Source organism: Alteromonas sp. BZK5 (assembly GCF_014349115.1).
Lineage (GTDB): Bacteria > Pseudomonadota > Gammaproteobacteria > Enterobacterales > Alteromonadaceae > Alteromonas > Alteromonas macleodii.
Window position 1 is genome coordinate 1 of the sequence record NZ_JACSOE010000021.1, and the last position, 12,897, is coordinate 12,897.

13 protein-coding genes are annotated in these 12,897 nt (G+C 45.9%); 11 read left to right on the plus strand and 2 right to left on the minus strand.

The genetic code is table 11. From position 1 onward, the window contains the following. Nucleotides 1-166: 166 nt before the first annotated feature. The 7 genes from moaB (at nt 167) to BIZ39_RS08295 (ending at nt 5,181) form a co-directional block, all read left to right on the plus strand. On the plus strand, nt 167-673 hold the full coding sequence (gene moaB / locus BIZ39_RS08265; RefSeq protein ID WP_014949775.1) for a molybdenum cofactor biosynthesis protein B: 507 nt from the start codon (nt 167-169) through the stop codon (nt 671-673). Further along, nucleotides 670-1,149: a cyclic pyranopterin monophosphate synthase MoaC gene (moaC, locus tag BIZ39_RS08270; protein ID WP_187446785.1), complete on the plus strand. Its 480-nt coding sequence runs from the start codon at nt 670-672 to the stop codon at nt 1,147-1,149. Before moaB ends, moaC begins: the two co-directional genes overlap by 4 nt. A 164-nt stretch (nt 1,150-1,313) precedes the next feature. Further along, nucleotides 1,314-1,562, plus strand: coding sequence for a MoaD/ThiS family protein (locus tag BIZ39_RS08275; RefSeq protein WP_061095255.1), 249 nt, complete (start codon nt 1,314-1,316; stop codon nt 1,560-1,562). Between the two features lie 2 nt (nt 1,563-1,564). Next, on the plus strand, nt 1,565-2,038 hold the full coding sequence (locus BIZ39_RS08280) for a molybdenum cofactor biosynthesis protein MoaE (protein ID WP_014949772.1): 474 nt from the start codon (nt 1,565-1,567) through the stop codon (nt 2,036-2,038). Further along, nucleotides 2,020-3,240, plus strand: a complete 1,221-nt coding sequence (gene modA, locus BIZ39_RS08285; RefSeq protein WP_187446786.1) for a molybdate ABC transporter substrate-binding protein — start codon at nt 2,020-2,022, stop codon at nt 3,238-3,240. Before BIZ39_RS08280 ends, modA begins: the two co-directional genes overlap by 19 nt. Before the next feature lie 2 nt (nt 3,241-3,242). Beyond that, nucleotides 3,243-3,938 (plus strand): molybdate ABC transporter permease subunit, encoded by a 696-nt coding sequence (gene modB, locus BIZ39_RS08290; RefSeq protein WP_187446787.1) that lies wholly within the window; start codon nt 3,243-3,245, stop codon nt 3,936-3,938. Nucleotide 3,939: 1 nt separating this feature from the next. Beyond that, on the plus strand, nt 3,940-5,181 hold the full coding sequence (locus BIZ39_RS08295; protein WP_187446788.1) for an ATP-binding cassette domain-containing protein: 1,242 nt from the start codon (nt 3,940-3,942) through the stop codon (nt 5,179-5,181). A gap of 2 nt (nt 5,182-5,183) precedes the next feature. Here the strand turns inward: BIZ39_RS08295 and hemN are convergent, their stop codons facing one another. After that, nucleotides 5,184-6,557, minus strand: coding sequence for an oxygen-independent coproporphyrinogen III oxidase (gene hemN, locus BIZ39_RS08300; protein WP_187446789.1), 1,374 nt, complete (start codon nt 6,555-6,557; stop codon nt 5,184-5,186). A gap of 83 nt (nt 6,558-6,640) precedes the next feature. Between hemN and BIZ39_RS08305 the strand changes: the two genes are divergently transcribed. The 3 genes from BIZ39_RS08305 to BIZ39_RS08315 all read left to right on the plus strand — a co-directional run bounded on the left by BIZ39_RS08305 (nt 6,641) and on the right by BIZ39_RS08315 (nt 9,239). After that, nucleotides 6,641-7,456, plus strand: coding sequence for an SGNH/GDSL hydrolase family protein (locus BIZ39_RS08305; RefSeq protein ID WP_187446790.1), 816 nt, complete (start codon nt 6,641-6,643; stop codon nt 7,454-7,456). Between the two features lie 85 nt (nt 7,457-7,541). Further along, on the plus strand, nt 7,542-8,219 hold the full coding sequence (locus tag BIZ39_RS08310; RefSeq protein WP_187446791.1) for a DsbA family oxidoreductase: 678 nt from the start codon (nt 7,542-7,544) through the stop codon (nt 8,217-8,219). A gap of 27 nt (nt 8,220-8,246) precedes the next feature. Beyond that, nucleotides 8,247-9,239, plus strand: a complete 993-nt coding sequence (locus BIZ39_RS08315) for an XdhC family protein (protein WP_069944466.1) — start codon at nt 8,247-8,249, stop codon at nt 9,237-9,239. On the opposite strand, the gene BIZ39_RS08320 is transcribed toward BIZ39_RS08315, so the two are convergent. Further along, nucleotides 9,236-11,866, minus strand: coding sequence for a TonB-dependent receptor (locus tag BIZ39_RS08320; RefSeq protein WP_187446792.1), 2,631 nt, complete (start codon nt 11,864-11,866; stop codon nt 9,236-9,238). The genes BIZ39_RS08315 and BIZ39_RS08320 overlap by 4 nt on opposite strands. 338 nt (nt 11,867-12,204) lie before the next feature. Between BIZ39_RS08320 and BIZ39_RS08325 the strand changes: the two genes are divergently transcribed. Then, nucleotides 12,205-12,891 (plus strand): histidine phosphatase family protein, encoded by a 687-nt coding sequence (locus BIZ39_RS08325; protein ID WP_171338293.1) that lies wholly within the window; start codon nt 12,205-12,207, stop codon nt 12,889-12,891. The last annotated feature ends 6 nt before the right edge of the window (nt 12,892-12,897 follow it).

Genomic DNA, 12,897 nt, shown 5'->3' on the forward strand with positions numbered 1-12,897 from the left:
GTTATAACGCATAGCCTGCTGATTAGTTAGGCTTTTAGACATAGTTTATGCCAACTTAGTTGTTGAATTCATGGCATGCACCCTTATAAAGTGATTACCAAATAGTATTTTGGCTGGTACTTTATCAAAAACCGCCAAAATGTCGCATATCAAATTAGGATTTCATATGTCAGTTGTCAGCCAACCCCTTAATATTGCCGTACTCACTATTTCAGATACGCGCACCCTCGAAAACGACAAGTCGGGAGACTACTTGAAAGAGGCGCTTACCTCGGTTGGCCATAACCTTTATGATCGCGACTTGGTGAAAGACGATATTTATCAACAGCGCGCCGTGGTGTCGAAGTGGATTGCCGATAAAAACATTCACGCCGTATTAATTACCGGTGGTACAGGTTTCACCCACCGCGACTCAACGCCAGAGGCCATCAGTGTATTGTTCGACAAAGAAGTTGACGGCTTTGGCGAGCTATTTCGCCAAATTAGCTATGAAGAGATTGGTACATCAACCATTCAGTCTCGCGCAGTAGCGGGCTTTGCTAATAATACGGTTATTTTCTGCCTGCCAGGTTCAACAGGCGCGTGTCGTACGGCGTGGGAAAAAATTATTTCTAGCCAACTTGATGCCGACTTTAGACCGTGTAACTTTGTGAAGCATTTGGTAGAAGCATGAGTACCTTTAGCCATTTAAACGCTGGCGGTGAAGCCAATATGGTCGACGTTAGCGACAAAGACGTTACCAAGCGAGAAGCCACAGCAGAAGGTTTTTTATACGTAAGCGAAGACGTTATTCGCCAAATCTCTGAATCAAAAATTGCAAAAGGTGATGTATTTGCAGTTGCCCGTGTAGCGGGTATTCAAGGGGCGAAACGCTGCGCCGATCTTATTCCTCTTTGTCACCCATTGGCATTGTCAAAGGTGGATATAAACTTTGACATTCAGGCCGACCAAAACCGAATTCAAGCCATCTGCTATTGTAAGCTAAGCGGTAAAACCGGCGTTGAAATGGAAGCGCTCACGGGTGTAAATGTGGCGCTATTAACCTTGTTTGATATGTGCAAAGCCATCGACCCTGGCATGCATATGGAAGGGGTGCGGGTACTGGAGAAAAAAGGCGGTAAGACAGGCCACTGGCGGTCCGACACCTAGTTTTCACAAAGGCCAGTGAAAGGCCAGTGAGCTAGACAATGACGTGCATAAAGCGTACACGCACTCAAAAAGCAACGCATTTTAGGCTCAACGTATTTCCGAGGCTTGGAAAGATTAATTAGCGCGCACAAAGCAACCTTAACAACGTAGATAACAGGCAAAGCATGCAGGTAACGGTAAAAACATTCGCACAAACCCGAGAGATTACTGGAGAGGACAATATCGCGCTCCATATAAGCGAGAGCAGCACTATTGAGACCGTGATATCGCAGCTTAAAACGCGTAGTGACAAGTGGGCATTAGCCCTAGAGGGCAGTGTGCTTACTGCCTGTAATCAAGAGCTTTGCGATCTCCAAACAGTACTTAGCGACGGCGATGAGCTGGCGCTATTTCCACCTGTGACAGGGGGCTAGCTATGTTCGCGCTAGTTCAAGTTGAAGATTTCGACCAAGGCGAGCTGTACGCTAGGCTAAAGCAGTCGGCAGATGAGAAGGCCTGCGGCAACACCGGCGCGATTGTTACTTTTACTGGGCTAGTGCGAGACTTTAATAACGCTGGCGATATAGACGGCATCGAATTAGAGCATTACCCGGGCATGACTGAAAAAGCGTTAATGCTTCTGGTTGAACAAGCGAGCGAACGCTTTTCACTTAACAGTGCTGGCGCACTGCACAGAGTAGGGCGCATACACAACAACGAACAAATTGTATGGGTAGGTGCCGCCGCTCCCCACCGCCAGGCGGCGTTTGACGCTGCCTGCTACTTAATGGACATGCTTAAACAGTCGGTACCGCTTTGGAAAAAAGAATTTAAGGGCGATAAATCTGAATGGGTTGCGGCAAAAGCATCTGACGATAAAGCGGCACTTAAGTGGATGCGCAAAAAGTAATGGTTTGTTCTTTAGCAATGCGACTTTCAAGCTTTGTTAACTTGGCCATGCTTATTTTGGTAAGTGCAAGTGTAGCCCTAGGCGTTACAGCTTTTTCAAGTTCTGTGGCACATGCAAGCAGTTTTGAAGCGGCAAATAATAATGTAAATGAAGGGAGCGTTATTAGTGCCGAAAAACAAAACCAGTCAGTAAATTTCAAGCGCGACGAAAAAATTAACGTAGCCGTTGCGGCAAACTTTGCAAAACCGCTAAAGAGTATTGCCGAGCAGTTTACTGAGCTAACCGGCATAGAAGTCGCGGTAACGGTATCTTCTAGCGGTACTTTGTATGCGCAAATTCAACATGGTGCTAGCTTCGACGTTTTTCTATCTGCAGATCGCGCTCGGCCGCAAGCGTTGGTTGATAACAACGTAGTTCACCACGGCAATCTGGTGGATTACGCTAAAGGCAAGCTTGCGTTTGTCTATGCTGGCGACTTATCAAGTGAGGCATCACATGAAACATCCGGTAAAAGGAATTGCGAGCAAATCGCGCGCTCATCTACTGGAGACGTCACTGCACAAATAAACGTTCAGCTTACCGATTGCTTGTCGAAGCAGCTTGTACAATTAATGGAAAATCCACAAAACAAGGTAGCTATCGCAAATCCTAAACTGGCCCCCTATGGTGATGCTGCGCAACAGACGTTGCAAAACTTATCCTTATGGCAACAGTTTTTACCTCACAGAGTGATGGGTAAAAACGTGCTACAAACCTTGCAGTTTTATACCACCGGCAGCGTGAAAGGGGCGTTCGTTGCGTACTCATTGGCCTTAGATTTGCCCGCAGACTTATCCTCTAATTTGCCTTCTAATTTTAACAGTGTTGTGAATACCAAAAGCGCCGATGCTGTTACGGTTATCGTCCCAGTACCTGAAACCTTGTATCAACCCATCATTCAGTCGTTGGTGGTTAATAGTAAAACGGTAGCTACATTATCTCCGAATCTGTTCGAACCACTTCCAATTAAAAATGCGGCAGCGCCAGTTGATGAGCCTATTCACAACGACAACGTTGAGCCAACCAGAGCATTTCGTTTGAGTGACGCTAATGGAGTGTCATCACCCAGCCTGTTCGTACAGTATTTAATGTCGCAAGGGGTGCAGCACAGCTTAATTGAATGGGGCTATGAACCTACCATTGCATCGGGCGTAGGTAACTAAGTATGCTCACAGAATTCTTCGGGGCATCGACACTTGAAGCCATATTACTCACCTTAAAACTGGCCTTTATAACCAGTGGTTTGCTGTTGTTAATCGCATTGCCGCTAGCGTGGTTTTTAGCGAAATGGCAGAGCAAAGCTAAGCCTTTGGTGATGTCGATACTCGCGTTGCCTTTGGTGTTACCGCCAACTGTGCTGGGTTTTTATTTGCTTATTGCTTTTTCGCCGCAAAGTGCGTTGGGGCAGGGATGGCAAAGCCTAACCGGGAGCAATTTAGCATTTAGCTTTGAAGGTTTAGTATTGGGGTCTGTCATCTACTCCCTTCCTTTTGCTCTACAGCCTTTGTACAGCGGCTTTTCGCAATTAGATAATCGTTATTTGGATGTAGCAAAAACGCTGGGTTTTTCGGCCACCGAAGCTTTTATAAAAATAGTACTGCCTTTAAGCAAAGCGCCCATTGTAGTGGCATTAGGCTTAAGCTTTGCCCATACCATAGGCGAGTTTGGCGTAGTACTAATGATAGGAGGCAATATTCCTGGAGAAACTCAGGTGCTGTCTATCGCGCTATATGAACAGGTAGAAGCGTTGGAATATAACAGTGCACACAACCTTGCGTTGGCCCTTCTGGTTTTTTCATTCGTGATGCTCGCGGCGCTCTATCGCTTTAACGGTATCACACAAAGTGATGAGGCGCGTTAACATGCAAATATCTGCGCTACTACCAAATCGCATTAACGCACAAATCTCATTGCAGCCACAAAGCCGATTCATTGGGATTACCGGTCCATCAGGTGCGGGAAAAAGCAGCTTGTTTCGCGCCCTAGCTGGCGTAGAAAAAAGCGCAAGTGTGCAAACGCCGTGGACCTCTCAAAAGGTCGGCATCGTTTTTCAGCAGCCCATGCTATTTCCCCATACCGATGTGCGCGGTAATTTAGCCCTTGCGCAGCGTCACGCAAGCCCTAATGCAATGTCTATCGATGCGTGTTTGCGCGGCTGTTATTGCGAACATTTAATCGATAAGCCAGTTCAAGCGCTTTCTGGTGGTGAAGCGCAGCGGGTCGCGATTGCACGGGCGTTGGTCAATGGGCCAGATGTGTTATTGCTAGATGAATCGTTAAGCGCAATTGATATCTTCACCCGTCGCAAAATTTACCAGTTTTTGAACAATTTGTGTGTGTCGGGGAAGCTCACCTGCCTTGTAATCTCTCACGATTTAGATGACCTTGCCTTGTTCAGCGATGAGTTGGTTTTTATTGACCAAGGCCGTACCGAGCTTTGTGGAAAAACGCGCGATGTATTGACTCAAGTATTCGAAAAAGAAGGATTTGCGACACCGTCTAGCGTACTTGAGGGATTTAAAGTTACTGCGCAAAGCGGAGCACACGACAGCAACCAGTCACAAAGCGCCGTTGTCAGCTACAAACACGGTAGCCAAACGCAACAAGATCAAAATGTTCTAACCTTACAAGGCAATGAGCAGTGCCAGTCGGAAAACGGAATTGAGCGCGTTGAGGTAGCGGGGCACGAGATATTCGTCACTGCAGAATCAGTGTCCTATTTGCCTCAGCAAAGCGGTGAGCAAGTTTTTGTTCGTTTTGCAGTTAAAGCTTGTGATGTAAGTATCGATACCAATATTGCTGACTTTGGCAATGCCAGCACAATCAGTATTTTAAATGCGCTGCCATGTGTTATATCTAGCATCGAACCCGTGGCGAATCCACTCAGTCTCCTGAACGAGCCTGAAAATAACGCCGATACAAAACTCGCAGATACAAAGCTAACTTCTAAAAAGCTAGCGACCGTAAACAGCGCGAAAGTGTTGTTAAAACTTGATGTACTAGGCAGTAACCAAACCCTTTATGCCAGCATTAGCTGTATCTCTCTATCGCGTCTTAAGCTTGATGTAGGGATGCAAGTGATTGCGCGGTTTAAATTGCCCTAGGTTTAAATGGCTTTGGAGTAGCTACTGAGTATTTCACTTGCGTTCAAATAAGCGTCGAAACGCGCACAAATAGCCCGAATGTAAATGCGAGCAGACTCTGGCACTCGAATATACCGAGATGTCATTTCGATAAGCCCGTCTTCTTTAAGTTCTTCAAGGTTGTTTAAGGCTGAAGCAAAGTATTCATCAAAAGTGATGTGGTGCTTGTCGGCAATTGCTTGCTTGTCTACCGCTAAATTGCACATTAAGCTAGAAATCACGTCTCTGCGAATCAGGTCGTCGGCACTTAATGACAGCCCAACCTTCGCATTGGGCTGGTGGTTGTCTAACCGACTGTAATATTCTTTTAGCTCCTTAGCATTTTGCGCAAAGGCATTACCTACGGTGCTAATGGCTGATACGCCGAAGCCTATAAGGTCGGTGTCTCCACGTAAAGTATAGCCTTGAAAGTTGCGGTGAAGATCGCCTTTATTTTTCGCAATAGCCAGTGAGTCTTTGCTTAAGGCAAAATGATCAAGACCAATCATTTCATAACCTATGTTTGTAAAGCTGTTAACGGCAAGCTTGTAAAGCGCCGCTTTTTCTTCACTACTTGGCAGTGTTTCTTCAGCAAATTTACGCTGCGCTGCGAACCTCTCGGGAAGGTGTGCATAGCTAAAAAGCGAAATACGATCTGGCATCATGGCTTTTGTCGCGGCGATGGTTGATGAGAACGTTTCAATTGACTGATTTGGTAAACCATAAATTAGATCTAAGTTAACTGAGTCGAAACCCAGCGACCGAGCCTCGAATACTAAATCGGCAATGTGAGACGTGCTTTGTACACGATTTATGGTTTTCTGAACATTGTAATCAGTATCTTGTAAACCAAAGCTAATGCGTGTGTAGCCGAGACATTTTAAGTTTTGAAGATAGTGTTTATCGATATTTCTGGGATCTAACTCAATTGACAGTTCAGCACCTGCTTCAAAGGTAAAGTGTTTCTTAAGCAGGTACATTAAATAAGTATGCTGAGTCTCGCTCAAAAAACTGGGTGAACCGCCACCCAAGTGCAGAGAAACTGCACGCCTGCCGTCAGTTAAATAACGCTTAGACAGGATTTCTTTTTCTATGTAATCTAAATATTCGTCCGCTTTTTCATTGTGACGCGTCACCATTTTATTGCAGCCACAGTAGTAGCACAGCGTTTTGCAAAATGGAATGTGCATGTAGAGACTTACTGCCGGCGCTTTTGACACTGCAAGTGCTTGTGGAAGTATGTCATCTTGTAGCGGTTCAAATTTAAGTGCAGTAGGGTAAGAGGTATAGCGAGGAGCATTCAACGCATATTTGGTAATGATTGATACAGGACGTTGTTGTACGGCAATTATTGTCATATTGGCTCTGCACTTATATGTAGATATCTAGGCGCGAATTCAATTCGATGGTTAAAGCTTAATGGATTGCTTAGGAGGCTGATTTGATCTACTTCAAGGTTTTGGTATTAAACCTGATAATTGTTTTACTTCTTCCAGTCATTTTGCTTCAAGCATTGTGGGTGAGGAAAAAGACAGCTGTACTGCCAGAGCCTGACGGCGAGCGGGTATTAGCCTCAGCCGATAGTAAATTGCTGCTAACTAATAACGTTTTGGTTATAGGCGATTCTGCTGCCGCTGGTGTTGGTGCAACGACGCAAATGGGGGCACTCCCAGGTCTGCTGTACTCAAACCTTGTTAAGCATGGGCCAACGCGAGTGACGTTGAATGCTAAAACAGGTTTTAAAAGTGAAGATGTGCTCAATCTTCTCCATGAAATGCCTGCCGAGCACTTTTCGTCGGTGCTAGTCTCTATTGGTGTTAACGACGTGACCAAATTTGTACCGTTGAAACGGTGGCGACAAAACATCGATGCTATGAGTACGCTACTGTCAGATAAATTTGGGTGCGAAACAATATTGTTTACTGCGCTACCGCCAATTCATTGCTTCCCTGCGCTTCCGCAACCTTTGCGCGCACTATTAGGTTACCGCGCGTGGCTACTAAACCAAGCTTTGGCTGATAGCGTAACAGCCCGGGCTAACGCAGACGTATTATATGTTAGTGCACTTAATGTGAGCGGATCTATGACGGATATTCAGCAAAGTGGTTTGATGGCAGAAGATGGCTTTCATCCCTCCACGAAAGGCTATGAAATATGGGCACACTCAGCCCTTGAAAAACTTTCCACGCTTTACAGCACCACAATGGGCACGACAAAAAAAGTCACAGCAAAAACTGATGTAACTGCGACGAAATAATCGCAGTGTGGGGTTGAAGTTTCTTTTTGTAACCTTATCTAAGCCCTTAAATCTTCATGAATTCAAAAAAAAAGCGAGGCCTATCATGGCAGCAAATGAGCAAGGTGTACAAAGTGCGAGCGGTATGCAGAGTGTAACAGTTAATATGGTTTCTGACGTAGCATGTCCATGGTGTATTGTTGGGTACCAGCGTTTGCAAGAAGCCATTAAAACCCTTGATAACATTGAAGTGGATATTAAGTTTCACCCGTTCGAGCTAAACCCCAATATGCCAGAAGAAGGGCAAAACCTTCGCGAGCACATAATGGAAAAGTACGGCATTAGTGAACAGCAAAGCGCGCAGAACAGAGCGCGGTTAGTAGAAGCGGGCGAGCAATTAGGCTTTTCGTTTAACTTTACTGACGACTCTCGCATGCAGAACACGTTTAAGGCTCACCAACTTATTCACTTTGCTGCAGAAAACGGTCTTGAAGAAGAAATGAAGCTGGCCTTATTTAAAGCCTACTTCACAGACGGTAAAAACATTAATGATCTAGGTGTTCTAGTAACGTTGGCACAAACTATTGGCCTTGATAAGTCTGAAGCTGAACAAGCGCTTAAAAGTGAAAAATACGCGCAAGCAGTGCGTGAGGAGGAAACTATTTGGATGCAGCGTGGTATTCAGAGTGTACCTACTTTTGTCATTGGTAATCAGGGCGTAGCCGGGGCACAAGAGCCAGCAACATTGGCTGCATTTATTTCCCAAGCGGCATCACAGCAATAAGCAGGTTAAACGGGTGTAGAGGTAGTTATGAGTAATCACGTTAACCATTTGTTGGCCCAGTGGCTTCCACTTAAAAACAAGCATAAGTGGGTGTTAGGTTTTATTTTTAAAACCGAAGGCTCATGCTACCGCAAAGCAGGCGCCATGATGTTGTTTAGTGATGCAGGGCATCAGCTAGGTATATTAAGCGGCGGCTGCTTAGAAAGTGACATCGTTAAAAAAGCCCAGCGAGTAATGGCCGACGGCGTTAGTCGTACCGCGGTTTACGATGACGAAGATGAAGAAGACATCGCGTTTAAACTTGGTGTTGGATGCGGCGGTGTGGTGCACTTAGCACTTGTACCAGTTAACGAGAGTAACCAGTATTTATCGTTGGATGTGGTTAGCAAAAGCTTATCAAACGGAAAAGCGTGTGAGTGGCGCTGCGCTGTAGACGGTACTTTGGGTGATTGCACGGAATTGGAAGACCATTCTGCTAAACCTAGAAAAGCTGTGCTAGACACCGTTGATGGCAAGCGCATGTTGTCGGTTTTGATGCTGCCGCCTATCCACCTACTTGTTGTTGGAGGTGGGTACGACGCTACCTTTATGACCAAGCTTGCTAGTTTGCAGGGCTATTTAGTAAGTCTTTGGGATCCAAGGCCTGCACAAGCAAGACTTGAACATTTTCCCGAGGTAAATTATCTCATTGAGGATCCATCAACCGAAGGTTTACGTCTTCATATGGGCGAACATAACATTCAAGCGGCGGTGCTTATGTCCCATCATCGAGAAATTGATGCAAAGGCGCTGCAGGTGCTTAGCAAGCAATCGTTAACCTATACGGCAATGCTCGGGCCACTGCACCGTAAGCAGGAAATTATGGATTTAGCCGGGCTTGGCGATACCAACTTTACTCAGTATTTTGCAAGCCCCGCTGGTTTCGACATTGGTGGTGAGCTACCAGAGCATATAGCGCTGTCTGTTATTGCTCAGTGCCATGCGGTGTTTCATACCAAACCTACACATTTAAAGCGTTAGAAAGACTTTCTGAAGGTAACGCCAAAGCTTCTAGGCGCGCCTGGGTAGGCCATGATCTTTCCGGTTTGTACGGGTACATCAAAGCCACTTCGTGCAACGTACTCTTCATCGAAAACGTTGCGCGACCACGCAATAATTTCGCTATCCCATTGTGGGATAGTGAAACTTACGCGAACGTTAAATAATGAAAAGTCGTCAGCGTATTTGTACGGGTCGTTCGCATCATCAAGAAATACGTCGCCCGTGTATTGGTAGTCAATACTGGCGGAGGCAGGATAATTCCCAACTTCGAAATAATGATTCAGCATAAGAGACAGTGAGTTCTGAGGCTCGAAGCCTACGCGGTCACCGTCTCTTGAACAGAACGGGTCGTTTGGCTCCACACGGCCCGGGTCGTCAATGCCCGTGTGCCACGTGTATGCTACCCAACAGGTACCGCGTTTAAACTCATCAAAATTCGCCAATGTGCGCGACGCAACTGCATGTAATTCGGTGCTTTCTGTCATTAGCCATGTGGCTTCAAGCTCTATGCCTTTTACTATGATATCGCCCGCATTTTGCAGGTTGAACCCCGTTCCGGTAAAGGTCGTCGCCTGAAAGTCGCTAATTTGTGTATAGTGCGCCGCAGCATTTACGCGCACGCCGTATTCTTCAAAATCGTGTTTTATACCTATTTCAGCACTTCGCGATTTTTCAGCATCAAAAAGCGGGCTAAGCGAAGGTAAGATTCTGTCGGTATTCGTACCGCCGGCTTTGTAACCAGTCGCAAAACTAGCGTAGGTTAGCGTGTTGTCATTAGGGTGATAAGCCAGTTTTACCGTGCCGGTTAACTGTGAATCATCAAGCTCTTCGTTTAAGTCAGGGCGTGGCATAACCGCTGCAGATCCCAAGAAAAAATATCCCCAGCCCGCTCGTTGAAATGGTGCGATAGCGTTAAGGGACTGTGCTGTAGGAGCTTGTCCCGCCGCTAACGCAGCAGCGATGTTTTGTAACCCAACTACAGCACGACCTACATTAGGCCATTGCGCTGGGTCTTGAGTTAGTCCGTCAATACCAGGCCCTTGCTCATCGTAGGCTCCGACAATCGACTTTTCTTCGCGGGTATAGCGCAAGCCCGTTGTTAAGGTGAAATCACTGTTTAACAGCCAATCCAGCTGAGAGAATAAAGCAATACTGTCTTGCTCTTGATTGGCGCTGTGCGCGAAAGTAGTACCGGACGGCGCGGGGGCTGCAGCAGGCGCAATAAAGCCTGATGTAACTGCAGATAGCTCGTTGATGGCGTTAGCCAAAGGCAGCAGATCGGGCGCGGCGGCATTAAAGAACACGCTAAAATCATCTTGCGTGGTAGTATCAAAGGTTAGATCTAAGTTTTGGCTGTAATAGTAAACACCTATTAAACCGCGCACATCTTCACTGGTGTAATGTAATCTAATTTCTTGAGAAAACGATTGCTGCTTGGCGTCGTTAGTGGCAGTAAGAAGGTCCGCATCAGAAAAGTCGGTATCTACCGTATCTAAGCTGTCAAACGCGCGGTACGCGCTTATGCTCACTAAATCCCATGCTTTGTTTAATGCCACATCTACTTGAACTGATAGTCCTTTGTCTTTCATTTTTGAAAGGGGAGTTTGCGACAGCGAGGTTTTATAGTCATAAAAGTTATCGCGCCCGTAAATAGTTGCATTAAACGGCGGTTGTAGCAGCAGCGCATCAGTGCCGAATTTACCCGCTATGTCATTAGCCTGAATGTTGTTTTGAAAAGTAAGTGCGCCGCAGCATCGTTCGTCTAGCTCGCCGTAATCAGCAATAAGTCGCACGCTAATTTCATCTGTTGGAGTGTAAAGCAACTGTGCTTTTATCGCAGAACGGTTACGGTTATTTAGGGTTTGCCCGCTGCGCTCATCGGTAATGAAGCCGTCGCTATTAGAGCTAAAACCCGAAACCCGCATGGCAAGAATATCGTCGATAAGCGAAAACGACGAGCCAGCGCTTAAACGAACTAAGTTATCATTGCCGATGATGGCTTCGGCAAAGCCGTCGCGCTCGTCGTGTGAAGGTGCGACCGTAGTTAACGTCATTGCGCCAGCGGCAGTATTCTTTCCGAATAGTGTGCCCTGTGGCCCACGCAACACTTCAATAGATTCAATATCGACTAAGTCGTTAATTAACGCGTTTTGTCGTGCACGGTACACACCATCTACGTATAAACCCACCGAAGACTCGAAGCCGAAGTTTTGTGAAGACGTGCCAATGCCGCGTATTGAAAACCCTGAATTTGTTACGCTTTGATTTTGAAACGCGCCAAAAGCAGGTACGTAGTTTTGCAGGTCAAACACATCTCGGCTAACTGTTTCAACTAGGTCTTGACCTGAAAGCGCAGTGACCGCAACGGGCACATCTTGCAAGTTTTGACTGGTCTTTTGCGCCTGTACAACAATGTGTTCCAGCGCCTTTTTGTTATGCGGAGTAGATAGAGCATTCTCATCGGCGTGAGCGTGGGGAGCCAAAGCAAGTGTCGACGAGACAATAGAGGCAATAAACGGCGAACTACATAGGCAACGCGTAATGGCGTTTTGGGGTGTAGATATGCTTGAGCTATTACAAGACAAAGCGTGTGTAAGTGACTTCATTTTGGTTCTTTTTATTTTTCAAAAGCGGTGGGCTTTAAACAAAATTAATCACGACAAGGTCGCGTCCAAATACGTACAGTCCTTTACATCTTAAATACGCCAACTTCCCTATGACGTCGTGTCGTGCTTTTTCACTATACAATCTAATGAACATATATTGCACGCATTTGAAGCTATCATGTCAAATTTTGTTCGCAACGTGCAAAAAGCGAACAGATGTTTGGCAGTGAATAGTTTCACATGATGCATACTCATTCAAAATATCAATTAAACTTATATCGCTGTTTTCCTTAGTATGTTGGTTGAAAGTTAACATATTAATAACATCAGGCAGCGGTATGACAGACATCTATTTAGTGCGACATGGTCAAGCGTCTTTTGGCAAAGCGAACTATGACAAACTTAGTGAACTGGGTGGGCAACAGGCCATTTGGCTTGGTGACTATTTCAAGCATCGCAATGTTGAATTTGATGCAGTTTTCTCTGGCGACATGGTTAGGCATCACGAAACCAAAGAAGGTATTGCCTCGGGTATTGCTACTGAAGACTATACGCTACCTGAAGTTACAGTGAATAGCGCACTGAATGAATTCAATTTTCAGGCAGTGGCTACCTCCTATTTAACACGCTACCCAGAAGCAAAAGTACCTGAAGGTGCTTCGCCTTCTGAATATTACCGATTGCTAAAAAAAGCAATGCTTGCCTGGTCGCAAGACGAATTGGCGCATGAACTCCTTGATGAAACATGGGGTCAGTTCGAAGACAGAGTTCACAGTATGCTCACGCACCTTCAAAGTATAGATGCGAAGCGTGTTCTCGTTGTGAGTTCTGGCGGTGCAATTGCCATGATGCTCAAACACATTCTTGGCTACGATGCGGCCACCGTTGTGAATATGAATTTGCAGATCCGAAATGCCAGTTTTTCTCAATGCTTTGCCAATGCGCGAGGCGTTCACCTTAATAACTTCAACAGCGTACCTCACCTGGATGTGATTGACAGGTTACACGCCATTACCTACAGCTAAATGGGG